Source organism: Lachnospira eligens, from assembly GCF_009680455.1.
Taxonomy (GTDB): Bacteria; Bacillota; Clostridia; order Lachnospirales; family Lachnospiraceae; genus Lachnospira; species Lachnospira eligens_A.
In genome coordinates this window covers 17,753-43,647 of record NZ_WKRD01000001.1, presented here as the reverse complement: position 1 = coordinate 43,647, position 25,895 = coordinate 17,753, and the positions used below count along the sequence as shown (strand labels likewise).

The window sequence follows — 25,895 nt, the reverse complement described above, 5'->3', positions numbered from 1 at the left end:
GAGATATGATGGATTCGATTAATTTATGTTATGAAATGTGCGATTACATAGAACAGAATGGTGTTGTAAAACTGGTTGGAAATGTGAAGCTTCGCGACAATCTTAAGAAAGAACTGTTACATTTTCTTATATACATATCAATGACAGATGGAAGATATGGTGAGGAAGAGAAAGCATTTATAAAGAAAAAACTGGGATTCGATGTGAGTGCGTCAATGGCGGCTGATATCAAGAACCGCAACATGCTTGGTGCAGGATATATCACAAGAGTGCCGGAGACATTTAAGTATTTTATATTAGCCAATGCCGGTCACAAGATTAAGAACGATCGATACGACAATAAAGAGGCACGTACGCTGGCAGAAACCTACCGCAAGCTTGGGCAGGAATATTTGGCTGCGAATACTGGAAGTACCGAGGTTGAGATAAATGTTTTATCATCATACTGTGTAATGTTAGATGAGAATCTTAAATCATATGGTCTTCTGCGTCCTGATTACAAGAGCGCGGCAATACAGGCAGAGACAGCGGATGACGAAGAGCCGGACGCAGATGAACTAATTGCAGAACTTAATTCACTGACAGGACTTACTGCAGTAAAAGAAGATGTCAATGCACTTATTAATCTTCTTAAAGTCCAGAAAATGCGTGAGCAGATGGGAATGAAGCAGACAAGCGTCAACAAACACCTTGTATTCATGGGAAATCCTGGAACAGGAAAGACGACAGTTGCAAGACTGCTTGCCAGAATATATAAGGCAATAGGGGCAATATCCAAAGGTCATCTTGTAGAAGTAGACAGGTCAGGGCTGGTATGTGGATATATAGGACAGACTGCATCCAAGACTGCGGAAGTAATAGAGTCTGCGCTCGGTGGAGTTCTTTTTATAGATGAGGCATACACATTAACCAATGGAAAAGGACAAGGCGATTTCGGTCAGGAAGCTGTAGATACATTATTAAAGGGAATGGAAGACCACAGAGATGACTTAGTTGTGATAGTGGCAGGTTATACAGAACTTATGGAGGAATTCTTAGATTCCAATCCGGGACTGCGTTCAAGATTCAATAAATTCATCAATTTTGAGGATTACACAGCTGAGGAAGAAGTAGAGATACTTATAAATAACTGCAAGAAGCAGGAATACATGTTATCAAGAGATGCACTTGAAGAAGCCAGAAGATTTTTCACAGAGCGTGTCGCCAACAAACCGGAAGGTTATGCCAATGCAAGAGATGTAAGAAACTATCTTGAGAAAGCGATATCTAATCAGGCTAGCAGGATAGTGGGGCTTAAGGATGTTGATAAGAATATACTGGCGATGCTCGAGAAGGAGGATCTGGTGGGGATTGAGTTGTGACATACGGGAGGTTGTGGCAGACGAACGCTGTGGGCGGGGGATAGTGTCATTTTCAGACACGCTCCCGCTCGGTGTAAAACGCAACTGTACTAAATTCGCTGGTTAGCCGCATAAAATGCGGCTTCCAGCTCATTAAGTGCAGGCGTTTTCCAACGGTCTGAAACTAACACTATCCACCTGCCCGCCGCTTACGTTGCTGCCCCTCCCGATGTCGCAGGCTCATCGGGAGCGGGAGTGGACTTTAGTGTGTAGGGAAGGCACAAGGAAGTCCAAAAGGGAAGCCGAAGAGTGGCAGATTGGACGTTGGAGTGGGGAGAAGGCATGATGAGGTCCAAAAGGGAAGCCGAAGAGTGGCAGATTGGACGTTGGAGTGGGGAGAAGGCATGATGAGGTCCAAAAGGGAAGTTGAAGCGTGGAGAATTGGACGTTGAAGCGGAGAAAAGGTGAGATGAAGTACAAAAAGGCAGGAGAGGAGAAATATAATGGGAACAGTATATTTTACACGACATGGTCAGACTGTCTGGAATGTCGAGAACAAGATATGTGGTGCAACAGATTCACCACTCACAGATTTAGGCCATGAACAGGCAATAGAGTTAGGAAAGAAGATCCTTGAAGAAGGAATACAGATAGATGAAATCCTGTATTCGCCACTTATAAGAGCGAAAGCTACAGCACTTCATGTATCTGAGATTACAGGAATACCAGCGCGCGAAGAGATAAGACTTAAGGAACAGAATTTCGGTAAATACGAATCAACACCAAGAGATGGAGAAGAATTTGCAAAAGCCAAATGCAATTTCATATGTAGTTTTGATGGAGGAGAGACAATGCTTCATCTTGCACAGCGTATATATAATCTGCTTGACGAAATTAAGGCACAGCCCGATAAAACATATCTTTTAGTTGCACATAATGGAATTGCACGAATGGTAAAGTCATATTTTGAAGATATGGGAAATGAGGAGTTTTCGGCGTTTAAGATAAAGAATTGTGAGATATTGAAGTTCGAGTTGTGACATACGGGAGGTTGTGGCAGACGAACGCTGTGGGCGGGGGATAGTGTCATTTTCAGACACGCTCCCGCTCGGTGGAAAACGCAGCTGTACTAAATTCGCTGGTTAGCCGCATAAAATGCGGCTTCCAGCTCATTAAGTGCAGGCGTTTTCCAACGGTCTGAAACTAACACTATCCACCCGCCCGCCGCTAACGATGTCGCCCCTCCCGATGTCGTAAGCTCATCGGGGGACTTCTGGCGGGGTGGGTTGGATGAAGGCTCACCTCAAAACTTTTGCAGACCCAGGTGAGCGAAGCGATATCGTCAGGGTTAGTTTTGGGATTGTAAGAGGTATGGAGAGAGTCAGCGGGGTTAATTGTGTATATTTCCTGGAGCAGACCGTTGGAAAACGTCGGCACTTAACGAGGCGTGGGAGCCGCCTTTGGCGGCTGCCCCAGGCGAGTTTAGTACCGCTACGTTTTTCATCGAGCGGGAGCGGGTCTGCAGAAGGAAATATGCCAATTAACCCCGCGTCCGTTCTCCCTTCCCCCTCTCATAATCACCCAAACTAAAACACAATACCCCCTAGACCGCATCATTTCTTTGAGCTATAATCAAACCCGGCTGGGAAAGCCAATGAATTGTATAGGGAAAGAAAGGCAGTAATATGTTTAACAAATCATACATTAAAAAGGCTGCAGCGATAGCAGCAGTAATACTTGCGGCAACAGCACTTCCGGTTAATATGGCAAATGCAGATACACAGACAACAGGAAGTACTGTGACAGGAAATACTTTAACAGGAATTACAGCAAATCAGGCAGCATCAGAATACACAGAAATCCGCACAGCATCAGAACTTGTGGAGGCAGCAAAGACAGCTACAGGTAATTATAAGCTGATGACAGATGTTGATATGACTGGAATTGAGTGGACACCATGGGATTTTTCTGGCACATTTGACGGCAACGGACACAGCATACTTAACCTGTCAGTAAAGACTGTGAGCAAGAAGACAATGAAGACCTATGACGGTAACAGAAAAGAGTATGAAACATATGGAGCCGGCTTTTTTGGTGTTCTTAAGGATTCGAAAGTAACAGGCCTTAACATATACGGTGCAAGAGTTGAAGTAACTTCAACAGAACCGTGTTTTGCAGCACCAGTGGCAGGTCTTGCTGATAACAGCGATATATCAGACTGTATAATTAAGGATACATATGTGTCACTAACAGATTCAGCTAAGATGTGGGGAACAGGCGGAATTGCCGGATTTGGAAGCGGCAATCTTGATAACATCACTACAGATGTAACACTTGTCTGCGTTGATACAGATGCAGCCGTAAGAGATGAGCAGTTCATGGGTGGTGCATACGCAGCCGGCTTCCTTAATATAAGAAATTGTTCTATAACAATAGATGGATATGATTCGGACCACGGATATGTGCATGATGGCGGACTTGTCGGCATGTATATGGTATATCCATTGGAACTGTCAAAGACATATCATGGCGAAGTGCTTAACAACAAAGTTAAGGGAATGATAACATTTTTCGAGGACAATACAGACCGCCGTGCATACTGTCAGGCAAATATGGGTGAGGTCATGAACTGGACATATGCATATTCAGGCTTCACATCAGATTTCAAGAGAAATGAGACATATGATTATTCAGTTACACTCCTTCCTGAAATGTGCAGCAATCCTTCATACTCTGACACAGTAACAGAGGCAACAGCAGCAGATTTCGGCTACACAACACATACATGCAGCACATGTGGTTATACATATTCAGATAAATACACAATACACGAGCATAAGGTTGACAATTACAGTGTTGTAAAGGAAGCTACGGGAACAGACAAGAAAGATGGAATAGAGGCAGGAACATGCAGTCTGTGTAACCAGACCGTTTACAGGGAATATGCTGCAAATGTGGTAACAGACGATAATGAACAGACAGCAGGTAATAAAGCATCAGATTCACAGAGTAAAAAAGGTCTTAGTGAAAGTACTGCAGTATTTACAATAATTGTAGTAGTAATAATTGCGATAATAATCATAACAGTAGTGATTATGGTACAGAACAATAAGAAAAAAAGAAGACATAACAGACAAAGAAGACGCAGATAGAAGGGAGCAGTTATGGAAGAGAACACATTTATAAATGTATCAAAAGATATGATGTCATTCATAGAAAAAAGTCCTACAGCATTTCAGGTAACGGCGAATTTTATGGATTTGCTGGACGACGCCGGATTTGTGCGCCTTAATGAGAGGGACAGATGGCATCTTATACCGGGTGGCAAATACTATGTAACAAGAAATGATTCTTCCATAATAGCTTTCAGAATGCCGGCGGCAGAGGGCTTTATCAATTATCAGATTGCAGCCGCACACAGTGATTCACCGTCATTTAAGGTAAAAGAGAATCCTGAGCTGACACCGGACAAGAATTACGTTTCGTTAAATGTGGAAAAATACGGCGGCATGCTTATGGCACCGTGGTTTGACCGGCCTCTTTCAGTTGCAGGAAGGGCAATAGTAAGGGAAGGTGCAGTATTAAAGCCAGTCCTTGTAAATGTAGACCGGGATTTATGCATAATACCTAATCTTGCAATTCACATGAACAGGGAAGCCAACACAGGACTTAATTACAATGCACAGAAAGACATGATTCCGCTTATAGGAGAGGCAGAATCCAAAGGGCTTTTTGACAGCATAATAGCAGATGCTGCACAGACAGATAAAGAGTCAGTGATAAGCAGTGATCTGTTTCTGTACAACAGACAGGCAGGAACTATATGGGGTGCGGATAATGAATTTATATCAGCACCAAGACTTGATGATGTGATGTGTGCATATTCATGCATGAATGCGCTTATAGACAGTGATGAGAGCAACCAGGAAAGCGTTGCGGTATGTGCGGTATTTGACAATGAAGAGGTTGGCAGCAGCACCAAGCAGGGAGCAGATTCAACATTTTTATCAGATGTGCTTATGCGTATAGCTGCGTGTGCCGGCAAGGATAATGAGGATTATATAAGGGCGTGTGCAGGCTCATTCATGCTTTCAGCGGATAATGCACATGCGGTACATCCTAATTATCAGGAAAAAGCTGACCCGACTAACAGACCTCATATGAATAAAGGAATAGTCATCAAATACAACGCCAATCAGAAATACACAACAGACGCGGTTTCTGCGGCAATATTTAAAGAAATATGTACAAGAGCGGGAGTTCCGACACAGGAATTTGCTAACCGTTCAGATATTCCGGGTGGTTCAACACTTGGAAATATAGCTAACTGCCATGTGTCAATGAACACAGTAGATATCGGGCTTGCGCAGCTTGCAATGCACTCACCTTACGAGACAGCAGGAATTATGGACACAGAATACATGATAAAGGCAGTAAAAGAATTTTTCGAGACAGCCATTGTGACTAACAGCAACGGCACATTTACATTAGAATAACAGAAAGATACAGTATATGAGCAATACTATATATATGGCTCCGATGGAGGGGCTTACAGATTTTACATACCGTAATGCCTACGAGAAAACATTTGGAAAAGGCAGAATTACAAAATATTTTACACCGTTTATCTCGCCAAATAAGTCAGAGAATTTTCTGGCAAGAGAAATAAGAGACATAGACCGCGGGCATAATAAGGATACATATACGGTTGCACAGGTCATGACTAATGAAGCTAAGGATTTTATATGGACAGCAAAAATGCTTTATGAAAAATACGGCTACAGCGAGATTAATCTTAATGCCGGCTGTCCGTCAGGCACAGTTGTTTCAAAGGATAAAGGCTCCGGAATGCTTCGCGACACAGAAAAACTCGACCGTTTTCTTGATGAGGTGTTTGAGGATGCATTTATAAGAGAGAATATTAAGGTTTCGGTCAAGACACGAATCGGTGTTGAAGATGATGACAGTTTTCCACAGATAATGGAGGTGTATAATTCTTATCCTCTTGAGGAACTTATTGTTCATCCGAGAGTGCGTACAGATTACTACAGAAATGAGCTGCATCTTGACGCTTTCCGATACGCAGTGGATAACAGCAGGAATAAATTGGTGCTTAACGGAGATATATTTACAAGGAAGAATTTCCTTGAGATGAAGGAGATGTTTCCGGAGGTTGATACATTTATGCTTGGAAGAGCGCTTATCGCGGACCCCGGACTGATTAATGTATTAACAGATGATAATCCTGAGGCGATGGTGCGGGACCTTAATGCAGATAAGAAGCTGATGAAAGAGCTTCACGACCTTGTATACGCAGCCCGCACAGCCATAATGCCGGGAGATACACATGCCATACACAGAATGAAAGAAATGTGGTGTTATATGGAATATGTGTTTGATGATTGCAAAAAAGAAATCAAGGCAATCAAGAAATCCCAGAGAATGGCTGATTACAGAGCAGCAGTTGATGTGTTCTTTAACAAGGCAATGCTTGTTGAAAGAAAGAATATTATATTTTTAAAAAAATTCTAAATCAGTGACAGGCAGTATCATATCAGATATTGTCTGTCTTCTTTTTCTGCTGGTGACCTGTCATAAAGGCAAGCACCTGTCTTGGCAGGAATCTGCTGCCAAAAATTCCGGCTTTCATTGTAAATGTCGGAACAATGGTAAGTTTGCCTGTAAACATTTTACAAAGTGCATAATAGGCGCAGTAATCAGCAGGAATTCCTGATAATGCGAACTTTACATTGGCAACATTGTTGAAGTTGGTATCAACAGGACCTGGACAGAGCATGCTTATGTGAACGTTACTCTTTAAGTCGCGCAGTTCCCCGTGTATTGCAGTAGTGAGGCTTGTCACATAAGCCTTTGTTGCATAATAGGTAGACATATATGGTCCACCAGGAAGCAGCCCGGCACTTGACGCCACATTCATGATGTAGCCCCTGTCGCGTTGTATAAAGCCCGGAAGTACGGCCTTTGTAAGTATATGCACAGCTTTAATATTAACATTAATCATGTTGATATCATTCTTTAATTTCGTTTCAGCAAATGTGCCAAGTTCTCCGAATCCAGCATTATTAATCATAATATCAAGTGGATATTTGCGGAGTTTTTTGCCAAGCTTTACACATGATTTTTCATCAGATAAATCACATGTGATACATTTGCACCTGACAGCTACATTATCAGCAATTTCGTGAAGTGCCGCTGAGTTTCTTCCAACAAGAATCAGGTCATATTCAAGGTCTGAAAGCAGATATGCAAATTCTTTTCCGATGCCGGAAGATGCTCCGGTAATACATGCAAGTTTCATAAGAAGACTCCTTTATTTTTTCAATTCATGTTTCTGATTTTCAAAGTTTAATTCCAAGATATTGGCTTAACCTATAAGAATAAAAAATTCTCATGATTTATAGGCAAATACTGGCGATATTTTCTTTGGAAATCTTCAATATTCATAAAGATGCCTATAAACAATTCAAAAATATAACTCTTATAGGTGATTTATCGCCATCATGTGTCATTTTCAGTTAATGTAATATAAAAATGTTCAGAAATGTCCTATAAGTTGACATAAAATGCGACTATCTATAGGTATCACGAGAAAAATATTCATGATATTTAATCCCAGACAATAAAATTATGCCTATAAACATTGAAATAAAAACAATCTTATAGGAAATGTATGTAAATATTATATCAGATTCGTGCAGTTTATGCCATATAGCAAACTCGTCATCAATGACACACCGCCGCCCACCGCACCCCTGCAATATAACATTGACACACCTCCCCAGCCGGGCTTAAAATTATTCCTTAGATAAAGCCTGCTAAAGAGGCGTTCATAATGTAGTGTTATACAGGGAGGAATTGATGACAATAAAGAATGAAACAGCATTCACAAAGGAATGTATGGAAGGTGCCATGCGTGCCAGTAATTTTGATAACAGCAGATATAAGACCTTTAAGCTGATTTACAATATGTTTGGACTTATATTCGGAATGATGATGATAAGAGAGCTTGTTCTTAAGATGACAGGAAATGAGCAGGCTGATACATTTATGATAGTGCTGTTTGGTTTAGTGGCGGTAGTATTTCTGTATATAGGAATGATTGGAATGGATAAGAGCAATAAGAAGAAATTCCATAATATATATGGAAAGATGGTAGGAATTAAATTCACATATGAGATAGATGCAGAGAATATTATTATTACAGATGAAGAAAACGACAGTGACACATTCAGTTGGAATGATGTTGTAAAATGGAATCAGGATTCTGATAATATATATCTGTTTGTTGGGGATGATAATTGCCTGGTTGTAAGCAAGAAAGGGTTTACCCAGGGAAGTGCAGATGATCTGAGACAGCTTGCTGATGCTGTAATTGGTATGAGAAATGAGACAGGAAACAGCCAGCAGTAAATTGACAAACACTATTAGTAGCAGATATAATATCTTCATCTGCGTTTAGCTATGCGGGAAATAATCAGGAGGAGGAAAGCCATGAACAATCAGGAAATGATGGAACTTTCAACAGTAGATAAGAGCGATTTTGAGGAACTTGTAAAAGAGTGTACAGCCTCAGGTATAATCGATCAGAATCTGTATACAGAGTATGATGTAAAGAGAGGTCTTCGTGACAGCAATGGTAACGGCGTACTTACAGGTCTCACAGAGATATCAGATGTATTAGGTAACCAGAGTGTTCACGGAAGAAAGATACCTGTAGACGGAGAATTATATTTTCAGGGATATAATGTTGAGGAGATTATCAAGAGAAGCAGCCTTGACAGATTCAGATTTGAAGAAGCAACATATCTTCTGTTATTCGGAGTACTTCCAGACAAGGATCAGTTAGACAGATTCATAAGAATCTTAACAGACCTTCAGGAACTTTCAGGTGCATTCATCAGAGATGTTATTATGAAAGCTACAAGTACTAACCTTATGAATTCTCTTATGAAGAGTATCTTAAGTCTTTATTCATATGATGAGAAGCCGGATGATATTTCAATTCCTAATGTATTAAGACAGAGTCTTCAGCTTATAGCCAAGATGCCTCTTCTTTCAGTATATGCTTATCAGTCATACAGACATTTTAAGCTTGATGGAACACTTATGATAAAGAATCCTAAGAAAGGTTATTCAACAGCCGAGAATATCCTCTATATGTTAAGAGATGACGGAGACTTTACAGAACTTGAAGCAAAGGTACTTGATATTTGTCTTGTTCTTCATGCAGAGCATGGTGGTGGTAATAACTCAACATTTACAACTCATGTTGTTACTTCATCAGGAACAGATACATATTCAGCAATAGCTTCATCAATCGCTTCCCTTAAAGGACCTAAGCATGGTGGCGCTAACTTAAAGGTTCAGGAAATGTTTACAGATATTAAGGCACATTGCAGCGATTGGGACAATAAAGATGAGATATGTACATATCTTAACAAGATCCTTGACAAAGAAGCATTTGACCATGCCGGACTTATCTATGGTATGGGTCATGCGGTATATACTAATTCAGATCCTAGAGCAGTTATTCTTAAGAAATTTGCAAAACAGCTTTCAGAAGAGAAGGGAATGCAGAAAGAATTTGCATTATATGAGCTTGTTGAAAGCGAGGCAGGACAGCTTATCATGAACAAGAGAAAGATGTTTAAGCCAGTCTGTGCCAATGTCGATTTCTATAGTGGATTTGTATACACAATGCTTGGTATTCCAGAAGAAATGTTTACACCAATGTTTGCAACTTCGAGAATTTCAGGCTGGTGCGCACACAGACTTGAGGAACTTGTTAATGCAGGTAAGATTATCCGTCCTGCATACAAATATGTTGGACATCACAGACCATATGTTGATATGGACGAGAGATAATTACGTTTAATGGAGTAGTAAAATTATGTCACAGTACAAGGTTAAGAAGCTGGACCACCCGATTCACTGTACAGTTGAAGTGCCTGGTTCAAAGAGTATTACTAACAGAGCGCTGCTTATGGCAGCTTTATCACAGGGCGAATGTACCCTTAAAGGAGTTTTGTTCAGTGACGATTCGAGACATTTTCTTTTAAGTCTTATCGCACTTGGATATATTATCGAAGTAAACGAAGTTGAACGATATGTTATCATTCATGGACATGGAAGAGATATTCCTAAGAAGAGAGCAACAATCAATGTGGGAAGTGCTGGAACAGCAGCCAGATTCCTTACAGCCATGCTTGCATTATCAGATGGTGAGTACACAATTGAAGCTTCTGAACAGATGAAGAAAAGACCAATGCTTCCGCTTTTTGAAGCATTACAGAGCATGGGAGCAGAGATAGAGTTCCTTGAGAAAGACGGACATCTTCCGGTTAATGTAAAGGGTGCCGCATATGGTGGAAAGAAACCACAGAATCATGTATCAATAAGCATAAGTGAAAGTACACAGTTTTTAAGTGCACTTATGATGACATCTCCTATGCTTGAAGAAGGAATACATGTTCATATTACAAGTGATAAAACAGAAGGCTCATATGTGCGTATAACAGCTAAGATGATGGAACAGTTTGGCTGTGCAGTAGACCATAAAGGGGCAGAATATGTAGTTCCTGCGGGCTCAGGTTACTATCCACAGACATATTATATTGAACCGGATGTCTCAGCAGCCTGCTACTTCTATGCAGCAGCAGCACTTACAGGCGGAACAGCTATCGTTAAAGGCGTACATTCTAATTCAATGCAGGGGGACCTTAAGTTCATAGATGTGCTTAAACAGATGGGCTGTGCTGTGACAGAGGAACGCGAGGGTATATGTGTCAGCGGACCTAAGGATGGAGAATATTGCGGTGTTGATGTTGATATGAATGATTTTTCAGACCAGTCAATGACACTTGCAGCTATTGCTCCATTTGCCAAGACTACTACAGTTATCAAGAATATCGAGCATATAAGATTACAGGAATCAGACAGAATTGAGGCTATGGTCAACGAGCTTAACAATCTTGGCGTTGATGTCAAAGAAGGAAGAGACCGTATAGAGATATCTCCAGCCAATGTTAAGCCAGGTGTTGTTGACACATATAATGACCATAGAATGGCGATGTCATTTGCATTAATCGGACTGCGTGTTGATGGCATAATAATTGATAATTATGAGTGCTGTTGTAAGACATTTGAGAACTATTTTGAAGTACTTGAAAAGGCATGTGCACAATGAAAATACTTTTATACAGATGGAAGGTGTTCAATCAGGATGATGTAAAGTCTGCGATTGAATATTTCGGACATGAAGTACATGATTACACAGAAACAGTAATAGATAAGGATGATGAGACCGGCTTTAAGCTCCGTGATTATGCGGAGCTTAGGCAGGTCTTTTCTGCATACGACTGTGTTTTTTCACTTAATTATTTTCCACATGTATCGGATTTATGTGAAGAGCTTGGGAAAAAATATATTGCATGGACGGTAGATAGTCCGCTTATATCACTGTATCATCAGTCTTTATTTAATAAATGTAACTATATATTTATATTTGACAGATTTTATTGTGAGGAACTAAAAAATCTTGGGGCAGAACATGTGTGGTATCTTCCGCTTGCTGTAAACTGTTCCCGTGTTGATAAGATAACAGGTTCGCTTACCGCTGATGAACGGAACAAATGGCACAGTGAAGTATCATTTGTCGGAGGAATGTATCACAGGAATTCTTATGATGAAATAAAGGACAGGCTGCCGGAATATTTAAGAGGGTATTTTGATGCGGCAATGGCAGCACAGATGGAAATCTATGGTGACAGCATATTTGATAAAGTGCTTACAGTTGATATACTTGAAAAGTTATGTGAGCTTATAGATTTTAAGCAGGATGAAAGAGCATTTTCAGATATTGCACTTGTGTTTTCATCAACATTTTTAGGTTTCAAACTTGCTAATATAGAGAGGGTGCAGATACTTAACAAGCTTGCAAAACATTTTCCAACAGACCTCTATACAGATGATCCGGATAAGGAGCTTATAGGAGTTAATCTTAAGGGGGCAGTTAATTATATGACAGATATGCCTAAGGTGTTTAATTGTAGCAGGATTAATATTAATCCTGTAATGCGCAATATCCGTACGGGAATTCCGCTTCGGGCGTGGGATATTGTCGGTGCAGGCGGATTTCTTATGACCAGTTTTCAGCTTGAATATATGGATTTTTTCGAGAATGGAAAAGATTATGTGTATTACGAAAGCCATGATGACCTGTTAAGAAAGACAGAATATTATCTTAATCATGAGGATGAGCGTGCGCAGATTACAAGAAACGGACATGAAAAAGCAGTGAAGTTTCATTCATATGAAAAGAGAATGGAGTTCATACTTGATAAATGTGGTATGTTAAAGCACTAAAGTTCAATTTTAGCAGTTTACTATATTGAAATGTGCATATATGACCATTGTTGAAAATAAATATATATGGTATTATAAAAAAGGTTGAGACAACAACCATACAATATTATAACTTTTACTTTCAGGAGGGAAAAGAAATGAGTTTTTGCAAGTATTGCGGAAGACAGTTACAGGACGGAGAAGTCTGTACATGTCAGCAGGCACAACAGTCAGCCGGAGCAGCACAGCCTCAGCAGGAATTTAACCAGCAGGCAGCGCAGCAGACATTCCAGCAGGGAGCAGGTCAGCAGACATATCAGCAGGCACAGCAGGGATTTAATCAGCAGCAGGCTTCACAGCAGATGGACGCTGTGAAGAAGGCAGGAGCTAATGCAGCCCTTGATTATGTTAATGTATTGAAGGGATTGTTTACATCACCGGTAGAAACGGTATCAGCATTTGTTGCTAAAGCTAATGTTATTATGATTGCAATACTTATTGGTGGTCAGGCAATTATTAACATGCTTACAAGATTATTTGATATGTTAATTGCTAACAGTAAGGCAAAGGTTACAACAGGAAGTAAAGAGCTTGACAGCTTACTTTCATCTTACTACAGCTCATATACTAATACCAAGCCATATCCAGCAGGCTCAATATTCAAGAACATGCTTCTTGAGATTCTTCTGGTAGCAGTAGCGGCAGCTGTAATTGCACTTGTAGTTATGCTTCTTGCAAAGGCATTTAACAAGGCTAATGTTACATATATGCAGGGCCTTGCAGTATATGCCATTACAGCAGTACTTGGTATACCAGCAGAGTTACTCAGCTGGGTAACAGGTCTTACATCAGTAGGATTCATTGACAGAATATCTTCATGTGTAACAGTATTTTCTAATGTAGCAGGATATGCATTTGTATACATAGCAATCCGTGCATTATGCAAGGATGAGAAGAAGATACCTCTTATAATGGCAATCTCATATGTTGCAGTTAATTTCCTTACATGGGTATTAAGACTTATGTTCTAATTAACAATTTGATAATTGATTATAATTAATGATTCCCGGCAGACCGGAAGTGTGAATACACAATGGTCTGTCGGGAATTTTTTATTATTTTTCAACTTTTTACAAATGTATTTCGTATATAAGTGTAAGAGAACTTATATCAAGGAGGTACTTATGGGGAGAAGAAAATGTTTAATTATTCCGGTCCTTATGGCAGGAATATTATTAATGGGAGGCTGTAGCAGACAGAGCATTGAAGATGTGAAGCGTTTTCAGGAGACAAGCACAGCCGTAGAGAATCAGACCAATCAGACAGGAATTATTCAGGAGAACGAATCACGTGAGAACAAAGTTGATAATGTGTTTGCGGGAATGGTTTCAAGTAGTCCTAAATATGCTGAAAGATATTCAGATGTTGATATGGAGATTTATACAGGGAAACTGGTTACCAAATTTACATACAGTATAGGTGAAACAGCCATTGCTGAAAATGTTGATGAGTTATCCAAGCTGATGAGCGAGGAGGACATAGCTGAATATATAAAATATGATACTGAAACACCAGAAAAATTCAGTGCATATGACAAGATGATTAATGAAGATGGAACATTTGCAAATGATAGAAAAGGTATCAAGCAGGTTGCCCTGCTGATGAAGTTAAAGATTACTAATAATGGTGATGAAGATTTTCAGTTTCTGTCGAACGGATTCCGTTTGTATTGCTTCAGATATAACGAACAGGACGATGCAACATATTATTCAACCATAGAAAGCAGACAATCATATCTTAATATCCATGATGACCATGAAATATTCAGACATCATCTTACAATTAAGCCGGGAGAAACTAAAGAGGTTGTTGCAATGGAGGTCATTCCTTATGAATTTGTTACTTCTTACACAAGAACAACTGCTAATGTTGGAGGTCAATATATAGATACATATAAGGATATAACAACAGATGGTCTTACTATAGATTCGTTGTATACATGCTACAGTACAACTGATAAAGCATTTCCTGTTGGTTCTCCGATAGTAAAGCTTGATATAGACAAGTAGCCGGGAGGAAAACAGTATGAAGGTGATGATTAAGACAGAGCTCGAAAGAGCATTTAAAAGCTGGAGTCTGTGGCTGGCTCTTATAATTGGGATGGGGTTAAGCATAGCACAGATTATAACCAGGATTATACCGGCAGCCATGAATCCGCTGATGGGATATATGCCTGATAATGCCACACTTATGCCGATAAGTGCATTTCAGGTGTGGATAGGTAATGGAGTATCATTTGAATACAGTCTGTTTATAAGGCTGATTCCGATACTGGCGGCTATGCCGTATGCAGTTACATATCTGTCAGATATTAAAAGTGGAATTATTAAGAATTATGTAACGAGAACAGCTAAGTTTAATTATCTTGCTGCCAAATATATTGCAGTGTTTGTGACGGGAGGTGTGGTAGTGGTTATGCCATTGCTTATTAATTACCTGACTGCGATAACTATTCTTCCATCACTTGTGTGGCCGGTTGGTGTATTTGCAAGTTCTCCAAAAAGTATATGGTCAGCAATATTTTATACACATCCACACATTTATATGATTATGTATATGATTCTGCTTTTTGTGTGCGGAGGTCTTATGGCAACAATAGCACTTATTGTATCTAATATAGTTAATAACAGATTTGTGGCTATGCTTGCACCATATATTATTACTGAATTTGCAAATGCGATACTGCGCATGTCTGATAAGAAATGGCTGAGAGGTATTGCACCGACAAAGCTTTTTAATATGGCACAGACCAATACAGGAGCATCGTTTATAGTGTACATAGCAGTATTACTGATACTTGGAGTTGTTGTGTATTTTATAGGAGGGCTTAAGCATGAAACATACTAAAGGCAGATTCAGCATAAGAAAGCACCCGTTTATAATTACATTTATAATAATGGCAGTAATTGCTGTAGTAGTTGCGGTTGGATATATAGATGTGAATCACAGATTTCCAGAGCCGGAAGAAGAAATCGTCCAGAAGGATGAATGGGTACAGTATTCTGATGGGATAAAGATTAAGGTTACAGGAATTGATTACTGCACTGAACGGGAAGTTAATGAAAAATACAGCGCCAGTGTTAAGGAACTGGGCAGGTTTAATTATATAGTTTTAAAGGTTAAAGTTCAGAATGAGTCACAGGATAAGTTTAATATGTTCAGTATTGTGACAGACTCTAATCTTGTTATATACCCGGATGGATATGAAAATCAGGGAATGGTATGTGAAGATAATGTATCTGTTGATAAAGGCGAGGTCAAAGACTTTACACTGGCATATGTCATTAGTAAAAATTATCTGAGTGAAAAGAAGCTGGATAAGCTCCTTCATGAAGATATATATCTGTGTTTTAAGGCTTATCCAGTAAGACAGGCGATTGTAATCAGGGGTATAGATGGATGAAGAAATTAAAATTATTATTTAATGTAAGCGAGGCTGCACTTACGGCGGCTGTGTTTGTGTTAGTAACAGCGCTTGTACCGATGGATATAATTCTAAAACTTGTGAGTCAGTCCGTTATTAATGGAAATCCGTGCCTGTATGATGCACTTATCAGTGTGAATGTAAGTACAATGTGGAGATATGTTGTTCCATTTGTATTGTTTTATGTTCTTTATATTCAGAAATATGATTTGAACAGTGCAATAGTTATAAGAAGAAAGAATGTAAGAAATGTGTGGATTAATTCACAGATTAATATGGTTGTGGCAGCAGGATTTTTCTCTGCGTATATTACGGTGGTAACTTTAACAGCCGGGTATCTGATGACAGGAAAAGTATATAACTGGGATGAAAAATTCAGCAAGGCATTCATGGCAACAGGAGATATAGTACAGAACCGCCCATCACTGTGGCTTTTTATAATTGCATTTGTTATAGAAGCATTTGCAATACTGTATGTATCAGGCACGCTTATGATGATTATGTGGTGGCTTACTAATAACCAGTGGGCAGGTTTCCTTGCTGCCCTGGCTGTGAGCAGCTTTGAGAACATGGCGTATATGGGATTTCTTACATATTATTACAAGTTAAGAGGCAATATCTATATGAACGGTGTGCAGATATGGCGGAATATATTGTATCCGCTGATACTGTGTCTGGCTGTGTCACTGGTAACAACTGTTATTATCAGAAGAAAGGACTTTTTCAGATGAAAAATGTGATTTTTCAGATAAAATATGATTTCATTAATGGAATAGTGCATCAGTGGAAGAAATTTCTTCTGATTGCAGTGGTATATGCTGTTCTTATAACAGACTTTCTTGTGCGCTGTAAGACAAAACATTTTATGGGACAGTACACATCATCGGATATCATATTATATATATTTCGCGGGATGCGCTGGATTGTGGATGTACAGACAGATATTAATATTCCGACAGCATACATACTTCCTAATATTCTTATTGGCTTTGCAATAGGTAACTATCCATTCAAGGATATTAATGGTTATGGCGGAATGGTGCTTATGAGAGCAGGTAAGAAGCTGGTATGGTGGTTATCCAAATGTATATGGGCAGTGTTTACTGCATGTATCTGTTATGGAATCTTAATACTTGAGATAGCCGGTGTTTCGCTGGCAGGCGGAAGACTGAGCCTGCAGGTCAATAAACAGGTGTGTATCAGTATAGACGGTTACGACAAAACACTGATAAAGAATAATCCGAATCTTACAAGACTTACAGTGTATATGATTATTGTGGGGCTTCTCACAACAATTGCAATATGCCTTGTGCAGATATGCGTTTCACAGATTATGGGACCGATTATCGGGTACATTGCTGTCGTAGTTATACTGATTATGGGAGTATTTTTCAGGTCATTCCTGTTTATAGGTAACGGCTTCATGGCGTTAAGAAATATTATGTATACACCTGAAGGCGGGAGCCTTACGCTGACGGTTATTGCAGATATTGTGCTGATAGTCGTTTCTGTAATTGCAGGATATATTTCGTTTAGGCAAATGGATATATTAAAGAAAAGTGATTGGAGGGTGTAATTATGGTAATAAAGCTTACAAATGTTTCAAAGGTTATAAAGAAGGCAAAGGTTCTTGATAATGTTAATCTGGAACTTACAAGCGGTAAAGTGTATGGCTTAAAGGGAAAGAATGGCTCAGGAAAGACAATGCTTATGAGGGTTATATGCGGTCTTATATCAGCAACAGAGGGAACTGTTGAGATAGATGGCAAGATTCTTGGAAAGGATATGACATTTCCGGACAGTGTCGGAGTGTTAATTGAGAATCCCGCATTTATCGGTAATTATACGGGCTTTAAGAATCTTAAGGTGCTTGCATCAATCCAGAACAGAGTTGATGATGAACATATAAGAGAGGTAATACGTCAGGTGGGGCTTGACCCTGATGATAAGAGAACTTACAGGAAGTATTCTCTTGGTATGAAGCAGAAGCTTGGAATTGCTGCAGCATACATGGAGAATCCTGACCTTATCATACTTGATGAGCCTATCAACGCACTTGATGAAGCAGGAGCAAAGCAGGTGCATGAGATACTTGAGGAACAGAAGAAGAGAGGCGCACTTATCATAATTGCATGCCACGATAAGGAAGAACTTGAGATGCTCTCTGACGAGATAATTGAGATTAGTGAAGGAAGAATCATAGAAAAGTAAAGGAAAAGGGCGGTCATACAGGTAAGTGTGATCGCCCTTTGATATCTAAATGCTTAATTTGCCACTGAACACACCATCGTATTCAGTAAAATAACTCTCTTCAATCTTTCTCATCATAACAGTAACATAATCGTCAATATAGCTTAATGAGATATACATATTGCCGACGGCGCTGTCAATAATCTGCACTTTGATAAGAAGATTATTGTCTGCTCTGAAAGCTGCGCTTGCACCACATTTGAAATTATAATCAGGGAAGTTCTGGAAAACATTCTTTCCGAGTCCGAAATGCAGCTCGTGATTTCCTGTTGCATTAGTATAGAAAAATGTTCCTTCATCTCCGTTAAATGTAAGCTTTATGTCTGTTACACCACATGGATTATCGTCAAATTCATAGCTCTGTCCGTTGATTTTGCTTACAAGGTCTGAACTATATTCGCCCGGCTGCACAAGAAGCTGGCGTGAATTCTCGAACTTCTGGAATTCTTCATAATCACTATTATCACCATTATAAGTACATGCATCAATATGGCTGTATACTTCCTCGTAAAATGCATCATATATCAGCTGAACTCCGCCCTGACGGCCCTGTGTATCAGCAGTGGTAATAAGAATAACATCTTTATCTGGATAATATATGGCAAGCTGTCCACCCATGCCAAAAAATGCATAACCATTGTGAGTTGTCATCCAGAACTGGTAGCCATAGCCCTGCATTTCTTCCCATGTGCCTGATTTTCCATAAGGATCACTCTGTTTAACAGTTGCCTCCTTAAGATATCCGGACGGCAGCAATTGCTTTCCATCAAGTTTACCATTCTGAGATACAATATACATAACCTTAAGAATATCCTGTGGTGTTGCACACATTCCTGAACCGCCCATACTTACTTTGCCATCAGGAGATTTTAATATAAATGCTTCTTTAGAAAAACCCAATTCATCTAAGAATTTCGTTCTCAGATAATCAAGCAGTTCCATACCAGTGAGCTTTTCAACAAGCGCACCCAATGTATGTGTTGAAGCTGTATCATAAGAGAAATTAGTCCCTGGAACGTGGTCGGGTGTAACAGTAAAGAAAGAACCTACCCAGTCAGGAGAGTCTCCGATTTTGTACGCATTTTTATCGTGACACGTTCTCATTGTGAGCATCTGCCTTATTGTGAGCATCTGCATATATGGGTGCACGCCTGTTTCTGGCTGCTTTTCAGGAAAATAATCTGCAATATGGTCATCAAGTGAGATTCTCCCTTCATCTGCAAGCAGTCCGATGGCAAGTGAAACGAAAGATTTGGTGACAGAAAACATTCTGTGGAGAGTGTCTCTCGTGTATGGTGCATAGTAGCTTTCCATACATATCTTACCGTGTCGCATGACAATTATGCTGTGCATAGGAATGTTGTTATATTCAAGCTTTCTGGCAAAGCTGATAAGTCCTGTGGAAGATATTCCTACATCTTCTGGTATTACCTTTTCAAAGTCTAACATTGTTGTCCTCCAAGATAGTTGTAATGATTAAACACAATAATTGTTTCCATTATAGTCCTTTTGTGTATATACTGTAAATCAAAAAATAAGAATCTTTAAATTAAATCCAATATGGTATATACTTAATGCAAATATGCCAGAGGGCATGAAGGAGAAGGAAATGATAGATTTATTACTTAAGAGGTTCATAAAAGATTATGATAAGACGAAGAACCCTGAAGTCCGTACAAGATATGGTGTGTTTGCCGGGATTGTGGGGATAATCTGTAATCTTATACTGTTTTTAGCAAAGATAATTGCAGGAGTGCTTACGGCATCAGTTTCAATTATGGCGGATGCGGTCAATAACCTATCGGATGCAGGATCTTCAATTGTTACACTTATAGGTTTTAAGCTTGCAGGAAAGCCGGCTGATTATGAACATCCGTATGGTCATGGAAGAATCGAATATATATCAGGCTTCATAGTATCAGGAGCAATTATAATTATGGGCTTTGAACTGCTGACAACATCATTCAGGAAAATACTTCATCCTACGCCGCTTGAGGTATCTGTGTCATCTCTTATAATACTTGTATTATCAATTCTTATGAAAATGTGGATGGCTAAATTCAACAAATATCTTGGCAATAAGGTGGATTCTGCTGCAATGAAGGCTACAGCAACAGACAGCTTATCAGACTGCGTTGCAACGTCAGTAGTCCTTATAGGAGTGCTTCTTACACTGTTTTCTGATATTAATATAGATGGAATAGCAGGAGTTGTTGTTGCAGTATTTGTAATATTAGCTGGTTTTGGTGCGGCAAAAGATACATTGCAGCCACTTCTTGGGCAGCCACCAACTAAAGAATATGTACAGGAACTTGAGAATATTGTTCTTCAGGATAAGCACATAATTGGGGTTCACGACCTGATTGTGCATAATTACGGTCCGGGCAGAGTATATGCATCGCTTCACGCAGAGGTTCCGGCTAATATGGATATGATGGAAGCACATGATTATATAGATATGGCTGAAAGAAGAGTTGAAAAGCACATGAAATGCTTTATAAGCATACATATGGATCCGGTAGTTACAGATGATGAGGTGATAAATCATTTGCGAAAGATGACTACTGAGGTTGTAAAGTCAGTAGGTGAGGAACTGGATATACATGATTTCAGGACTGTTAAAGGTCCATATATAACAAATCTTATATTTGATGTGCTTGTTCCTTATAATTATCATCTTTCAGATGATGAGATAAAGAAACAGATTCAGAAAAAAATCACGGAGAAGCAGAGTGAATGCCGCGCCGTGATTAATATTGATAAAAGTTATACAGGCTGATTAAATCCAGCCGCCATCAAGAGTTATTATCTGACCGGTAAGATAACTGTTCATTCCGGAAAGAGATTTAACAAGTTTAGCGACTTCCTGCGGGTCTCCAAACCGGCCTGCAGGAATTTCTTCGGCAAGGGAAGCCTTGTCATCATCTGAGAGATGACCGTTCATCTCTGTGTCAATAGCTCCGCAGGCAACAGCGTTGACCTGAATACCACTTGGAGCAAGTTCCTTTGCAAGTGCTTTTGTAAATGAATTGACTGCCCCCTTTGTTGCTGAATATGCAACCTCACAGCTTGCACCGTACAGTCCCCACACAGAAGATATATTAATAATTTTGCCACAGTGTCGCTTCATCATGTCTTTAACAGCAAAATGGCAACAGTTAAACACAGAATCTATGTTAGTGTTACATATCCTGTGCCACTCATTTTCGCCCATATCCTGGAAAAGTCCGACAACAGATATTCCGGCATTGTTGATAAGCACATCAACCTGACCGAAACGCTGAAGGCACATGTCAAACATTTTCTGTACATCACTGTAATTTCCCATATCGCCTATAAATGTTTCACAGACACTGCCTTTTTCCTCAATAATGGATTTGACTCCATTTAGTTTATCCACATTATTCACACAGTTGATAACAATATTAGTGTCTTTTCCGGCAAGTTCTATTGCAATTGCTTTTCCGATTCCACGGGAAGCACCAGTTATAACTATAGTTTTTTTCATGATAATATGCCTCGCTTAATTTCAATAATATCGTTATTATAATACAGGAAAATACTGGATATTTCTATAAAAAAATTAAAAACAAATATTGACAAAAACTTCCTTGTGCATACTTACCAAAAAGAAATTCAGATTGTATTTATTTCAATAATTGCTTGACAAGATTTTAAAATGCTTTGAAAAGTTTTCCACATTTTTAAAGACCGATTTTATCTAAAATGAGACTTATCAACCAAGTTATCCACATTATCCACAATTATCCACAATATTTTGTTATTAATTTAGTATACCTGGAACAGAATAAATGTTTTGTGAATATTTGCAAAAAATCAGAAAACTTACTTATGACACTTGACATATTTGCATAAAATAATTAAAGGACATACTTGTTAATTTACAAATATATGATATAATACTTACATAAAATAAGTATACAGAAATGTATCTTAGGTCGTGTTAGCTGCATGTGTATATATTCTTTCGACACATGTGGTGATTTAAGAAGGAAGAATGTCTGATAGATTTTATAAAGAGAAGGTTGGAAAGGAATTACGATCAGATTCTTACCTCTGCCCACGATTATAAAACACGTAAAGGAGTTGGACATCATGAGATTTATAATTACAGGAAGAAATATTGATATAACAGAGGGATTAAAGTCAGCAGTAGAGGAGAAGCTTGGAAAGCTTGACAGATTTTTTGCACCAGAGACAGAAGTTAATGTAACCTTGAGTGTAGAAAAAGAAAGACAGAAGATTGAGGTAACTATTCCGGTTAAGGGTAACATCATAAGAAGCGAGCAGGTAAGCAGCGATATGTATGTTTCAATTGACCTTGTCGAAGAAGTTATCGAACGTCAGTTAAAGAAGTATAAGAATAAGATTGTTGACAAGCAGCAGAACGCAGCAGCATTTGCACAGGAATTTGTAGAGAAAGATTATGATGACGATGAGGTTAAGATTATCAGAACCAAGAGATTCGGAATCAAGCCAATGGATCCTGAGGAAGCATGCGTTCAGATGGAGCTTCTTGGACATAATTTCTATGTATTCTTTAATTCAGAGACAGAGGAAGTTAATGTTGTTTATAAGAGAAAAGGCAACACATATGGTCTGATTGAACCAGAACTTGATTAGTATGCTTTTTCACGTCATATAGGTTTATCCTCTTTTTTAGAGTACCGTCTGCCGGTTAGTGCTGGCAGGCGGTATTTCTTTATATGTATAAGAAATCTATTTATAGAATTTTAATGGTTTAACTTTACTTGATAGAATATCTAAATAGTGGTACAATTACAACATAAATAGGCTTTTATAAGGAGATATATAAAGTAATGGGATTAGCTCAGAAATTATTTGGAACACACAGCGAACATGAATTGAAAAGAATATATCCAATTGCTGATAAGATTGAAGGCTACAGAGAATCTTATAGCAAGTTAAGCGACGAAGAACTTAAAGGAAAGACTAAGGAGTTTAAGGACAGATTAGCTAAGGGAGAGACTCTTGATGATATTCTGCCGGAAGCATTTGCAACAGTAAGGGAAGCGGGCAGGAGAGTTCTTGGTATGGAACATTATCGTGTTCAGCTTATCGGAGGAATTATTCTTCATCAGGGAAGAATTGCCGAGATGAAGACTGGTGAAGGTAAGACACTTGTGTGTACACTTCCAGCATATCTTAATGCACTTACTGAAGAGGGCGTAATCGTAGTTACTGTTAATGATTACCTTGCTAAGCGAGATGCTGAGCAGATGGGTATGATACATGAATTCTTAGGCCTTAAGGTTGGCGTTGTATTACACGACTCAACAAGAGAAGAGAGGCAGGCTGCATATGGAAGTGATATTACATATGTAACGAACAACGAACTTGGTTTTGATTATCTTCGTGATAACATGGCTATATATAAGAGTGAACTTGTATTAAGAAATCTTAAGTACTGTATTATAGATGAGGTCGATTCTGTTCTTATTGATGAGGCACGTACACCTCTTATTATCTCAGGACAGAGCGGAAAATCTACTAAATTATATGAACTCTGTGATATACTTGCAAGGCAATTACAGCGAGGCGAATATAAGGGTGAGAGAACTAAGATGCAGGCAATCATGAACGAGGAAGTTGAAGAAGACGGAGACTTCATCGTTAATGAGAAGGATAAGGTAGTTAACCTTACTGAACAGGGTATTCACAAGGTTGAGCAGTTCTTCCATATAGATAATTATGCAGATCCTGAGAATCTTGAAATTCAGCATAATGTTACACTTGCACTTCGCGCTCATAATCTTATGTTCAGGGATAAGGATTATGTTGTTAAAGATGATGAGGTACTTATAGTAGATGAATTTACAGGCCGTATTATGCCAGGACGTCGTTATTCAGATGGTCTTCATCAGGCGATAGAAGCCAAAGAGCATGTTAAGGTTAAGAGAGAGAGTAAGACTCTTGCAACTATTACATTCCAGAACTTCTTTAATAAGTTTGAGAAGAAGGCTGGTATGACAGGTACAGCTCTTACAGAAGAGAAGGAATTCCGTGAAATCTATAACATGGACGTTGTTGAAGTGCCAACTAACAAGCCTGTTATAAGAGTTGATTATAATGACGCTGTATTTAAGACTAAGAAAGGCAAATTTAATGCTGTTGTACAGTCTGTTATTGAATCTCATGAAAAAGGACAGCCTGTTCTTGTCGGTACAATAACAATTGAGACGTCTGAGCTTCTTAGTGAGATGTTAAGAAAGAAGGGCATACCTCATAATGTACTTAATGCGAAGTATCATGAGTTAGAGGCACAGATAGTATCAGAGGCAGGACGTCATGGTGCAGTTACTATTGCTACTAACATGGCTGGTCGAGGAACTGATATTAAGCTTGATGATGAGGCTGTTGCTGCAGGTGGTCTTAAGATTATTGGTACAGAAAGACATGAAAGCCGTCGTATTGATAACCAGTTACGTGGACGTTCTGGACGACAGGGAGATCCTGGTGAATCAAGATTCTACATTTCTCTTGAAGATGATCTTATGAGGCTGTTTGCACAGGAAAGACTTATGAATATATTCAACAGTCTTGGCGTTTCTGAGGATGAACAGATTGAGCATAAGATGTTAAGCAAGGCTATAGAGACAGCTCAGAAGAAGATTGAGACTAATAACTTTGGTATCAGAAGCCATCTTCTTGAATATGATCAGGTTATGAATGAGCAGAGAGAGATTATGTACGCAGAACGTAGAAGAGTTCTTGATGGAGAAAGCATGCGTAATTCTATCATGAAGATGATAACTGATTATGTAGAGAATGTAGTTAACCGCTGTGTAAGTGAAGATAAAGATGCTAACGAATGGGATTATGATGAGATTAATGAGCTTCTTCTTCCAACTATTCCTATTGAGAGAGTGGAATACAGAGAGAATATTAAGAATAAGAATGAATTAATACATGATCTTAAGGAAAAGGCTGTTAAACTCTATGAGGATAAAGAGGCACTCTTCCCAGAGGCTGAGCAGATAAGAGAAATCGAGCGAGTAATCCTTCTCAAGGTAATTGACAGAAAGTGGATGGATCATATCGATGATATGGATCAGTTAAAGCAGGGTATCGGTCTTCAGGCACTTGGACAGAGAGATCCTGTTGTCCAGTATAAGATGATGGGTTATGACATGTTTGATGAGATGACTGCAGGAATTACAGAGGATACCGTAAGACTTCTTATGCATATTCAGGTTGAGCAGAAGGTTGAAAGAGAACAGGTTGCCAAGGTAACAGGTACTAATAAGGACGAAGGACCATCTGTTAAGGGACCAGCGAGAAGAACAGAGAAGAAGATATATCCTAATGATCCATGCCCATGCGGAAGTGGCAAGAAATATAAGAATTGCTGCGGAAGAAAGGCATAAGTTTATAAGAGACATCAGGGCGCGGAATGCTTGAAATATCAGCGTCCG

22 protein-coding genes are annotated in these 25,895 nt (G+C 39.2%); 19 read left to right on the top strand and 3 right to left on the bottom strand.

Annotation, left to right across the window (positions count from 1 at the left end):
- The first annotated feature begins 5 nt into the window (after positions 1 to 5).
- The 5 genes from GKE48_RS00210 (at position 6) to GKE48_RS00190 (ending at position 6,872) form a co-directional block, all read left to right on the top strand.
- The gene (locus tag GKE48_RS00210; RefSeq protein ID WP_243138400.1) at positions 6 to 1,361 is read left to right on the top strand and encodes an AAA family ATPase; all 1,356 of its coding nucleotides are present in this window, start codon (positions 6 to 8) and stop codon (positions 1,359 to 1,361) included.
- A gap of 482 nt (positions 1,362 to 1,843) precedes the next feature.
- Complete coding sequence (locus GKE48_RS00205) at positions 1,844 to 2,380, top strand: histidine phosphatase family protein (protein ID WP_055216082.1); 537 nt, start codon at positions 1,844 to 1,846, stop codon at positions 2,378 to 2,380.
- Positions 2,381 to 3,025: 645 nt separating this feature from the next.
- On the top strand, positions 3,026 to 4,492 hold the full coding sequence (locus tag GKE48_RS00200) for a hypothetical protein (protein WP_154300215.1): 1,467 nt from the start codon (positions 3,026 to 3,028) through the stop codon (positions 4,490 to 4,492).
- Positions 4,493 to 4,504: 12 nt separating this feature from the next.
- A complete protein-coding gene (locus GKE48_RS00195; RefSeq protein ID WP_154300214.1) occupies positions 4,505 to 5,836 on the top strand; it encodes a M18 family aminopeptidase in 1,332 nt (443 codons plus the stop codon).
- 16 nt (positions 5,837 to 5,852) lie between these two features.
- Entirely contained in the window at positions 5,853 to 6,872 is a 1,020-nt protein-coding gene (locus GKE48_RS00190) for a tRNA dihydrouridine synthase (protein WP_154300213.1), read from the top strand.
- 22 nt (positions 6,873 to 6,894) lie between these two features.
- Here GKE48_RS00190 and GKE48_RS00185 read toward each other — a convergent pair whose 3' ends face one another.
- On the bottom strand, positions 6,895 to 7,659 hold the full coding sequence (locus GKE48_RS00185) for an SDR family NAD(P)-dependent oxidoreductase (protein ID WP_055216079.1): 765 nt from the start codon (positions 7,657 to 7,659) through the stop codon (positions 6,895 to 6,897).
- Between the two features lie 560 nt (positions 7,660 to 8,219).
- Between GKE48_RS00185 and GKE48_RS00180 the strand changes: the two genes are divergently transcribed.
- The 11 genes from GKE48_RS00180 (at position 8,220) to GKE48_RS00130 (ending at position 18,399) form a co-directional block, all read left to right on the top strand.
- Positions 8,220 to 8,771: a YcxB family protein gene (locus GKE48_RS00180; RefSeq protein ID WP_154300212.1), complete on the top strand. Its 552-nt coding sequence runs from the start codon at positions 8,220 to 8,222 to the stop codon at positions 8,769 to 8,771.
- 81 nt (positions 8,772 to 8,852) lie between these two features.
- Entirely contained in the window at positions 8,853 to 10,226 is a 1,374-nt protein-coding gene (locus GKE48_RS00175) for a citrate/2-methylcitrate synthase (RefSeq protein WP_243138399.1), read from the top strand.
- A 25-nt stretch (positions 10,227 to 10,251) separates the two neighbouring features.
- The gene (aroA, locus tag GKE48_RS00170) at positions 10,252 to 11,547 is read left to right on the top strand and encodes a 3-phosphoshikimate 1-carboxyvinyltransferase (protein ID WP_154300210.1); all 1,296 of its coding nucleotides are present in this window, start codon (positions 10,252 to 10,254) and stop codon (positions 11,545 to 11,547) included.
- Positions 11,544 to 12,725, top strand: coding sequence for a CgeB family protein (locus GKE48_RS00165; protein WP_173016862.1), 1,182 nt, complete (start codon positions 11,544 to 11,546; stop codon positions 12,723 to 12,725). Before aroA ends, GKE48_RS00165 begins: the two co-directional genes overlap by 4 nt.
- Before the next feature lie 137 nt (positions 12,726 to 12,862).
- The gene (locus GKE48_RS00160; RefSeq protein WP_118391236.1) at positions 12,863 to 13,735 is read left to right on the top strand and encodes a hypothetical protein; all 873 of its coding nucleotides are present in this window, start codon (positions 12,863 to 12,865) and stop codon (positions 13,733 to 13,735) included.
- Positions 13,736 to 13,888: 153 nt separating this feature from the next.
- Positions 13,889 to 14,773: a hypothetical protein gene (locus tag GKE48_RS00155; RefSeq protein ID WP_055287390.1), complete on the top strand. Its 885-nt coding sequence runs from the start codon at positions 13,889 to 13,891 to the stop codon at positions 14,771 to 14,773.
- A 16-nt stretch (positions 14,774 to 14,789) separates the two neighbouring features.
- Positions 14,790 to 15,611: a hypothetical protein gene (locus GKE48_RS00150; protein WP_117916118.1), complete on the top strand. Its 822-nt coding sequence runs from the start codon at positions 14,790 to 14,792 to the stop codon at positions 15,609 to 15,611.
- Entirely contained in the window at positions 15,598 to 16,167 is a 570-nt protein-coding gene (locus GKE48_RS00145) for a hypothetical protein (RefSeq protein ID WP_154300208.1), read from the top strand. The genes GKE48_RS00150 and GKE48_RS00145 overlap by 14 nt, the downstream gene beginning before the upstream one ends.
- Positions 16,164 to 16,919: a hypothetical protein gene (locus GKE48_RS00140; RefSeq protein ID WP_055287396.1), complete on the top strand. Its 756-nt coding sequence runs from the start codon at positions 16,164 to 16,166 to the stop codon at positions 16,917 to 16,919. The genes GKE48_RS00145 and GKE48_RS00140 overlap by 4 nt, the downstream gene beginning before the upstream one ends.
- Positions 16,829 to 17,764, top strand: coding sequence for a DUF2705 family protein (locus GKE48_RS00135; RefSeq protein WP_147604223.1), 936 nt, complete (start codon positions 16,829 to 16,831; stop codon positions 17,762 to 17,764). Before GKE48_RS00140 ends, GKE48_RS00135 begins: the two co-directional genes overlap by 91 nt.
- Positions 17,765 to 17,766: 2 nt before the next feature.
- Entirely contained in the window at positions 17,767 to 18,399 is a 633-nt protein-coding gene (locus GKE48_RS00130) for an ATP-binding cassette domain-containing protein (protein WP_055216070.1), read from the top strand.
- Positions 18,400 to 18,444: 45 nt separating this feature from the next.
- On the opposite strand, the gene GKE48_RS00125 is transcribed toward GKE48_RS00130, so the two are convergent.
- Positions 18,445 to 19,887, bottom strand: a complete 1,443-nt coding sequence (locus tag GKE48_RS00125; protein ID WP_154300207.1) for a serine hydrolase domain-containing protein — start codon at positions 19,885 to 19,887, stop codon at positions 18,445 to 18,447.
- Positions 19,888 to 20,047: 160 nt separating this feature from the next.
- Here GKE48_RS00125 and GKE48_RS00120 point away from each other — a divergent pair, with 160 nt between their 5' ends.
- Positions 20,048 to 21,217: a cation diffusion facilitator family transporter gene (locus GKE48_RS00120; protein ID WP_173016861.1), complete on the top strand. Its 1,170-nt coding sequence runs from the start codon at positions 20,048 to 20,050 to the stop codon at positions 21,215 to 21,217.
- Here the strand turns inward: GKE48_RS00120 and ymfI are convergent, their stop codons facing one another.
- The gene (ymfI, locus tag GKE48_RS00115; protein ID WP_334296459.1) at positions 21,218 to 21,949 is read right to left on the bottom strand and encodes an elongation factor P 5-aminopentanone reductase; all 732 of its coding nucleotides are present in this window, start codon (positions 21,947 to 21,949) and stop codon (positions 21,218 to 21,220) included.
- A 605-nt stretch (positions 21,950 to 22,554) separates the two neighbouring features.
- Here ymfI and hpf point away from each other — a divergent pair.
- A complete protein-coding gene (gene hpf, locus GKE48_RS00110) occupies positions 22,555 to 23,082 on the top strand; it encodes a ribosome hibernation-promoting factor, HPF/YfiA family (protein WP_012738636.1) in 528 nt (175 codons plus the stop codon).
- A gap of 197 nt (positions 23,083 to 23,279) precedes the next feature.
- Positions 23,280 to 25,847: a preprotein translocase subunit SecA gene (secA, locus tag GKE48_RS00105; protein ID WP_154300204.1), complete on the top strand. Its 2,568-nt coding sequence runs from the start codon at positions 23,280 to 23,282 to the stop codon at positions 25,845 to 25,847.
- Positions 25,848 to 25,895: the final 48 nt, after the last annotated feature.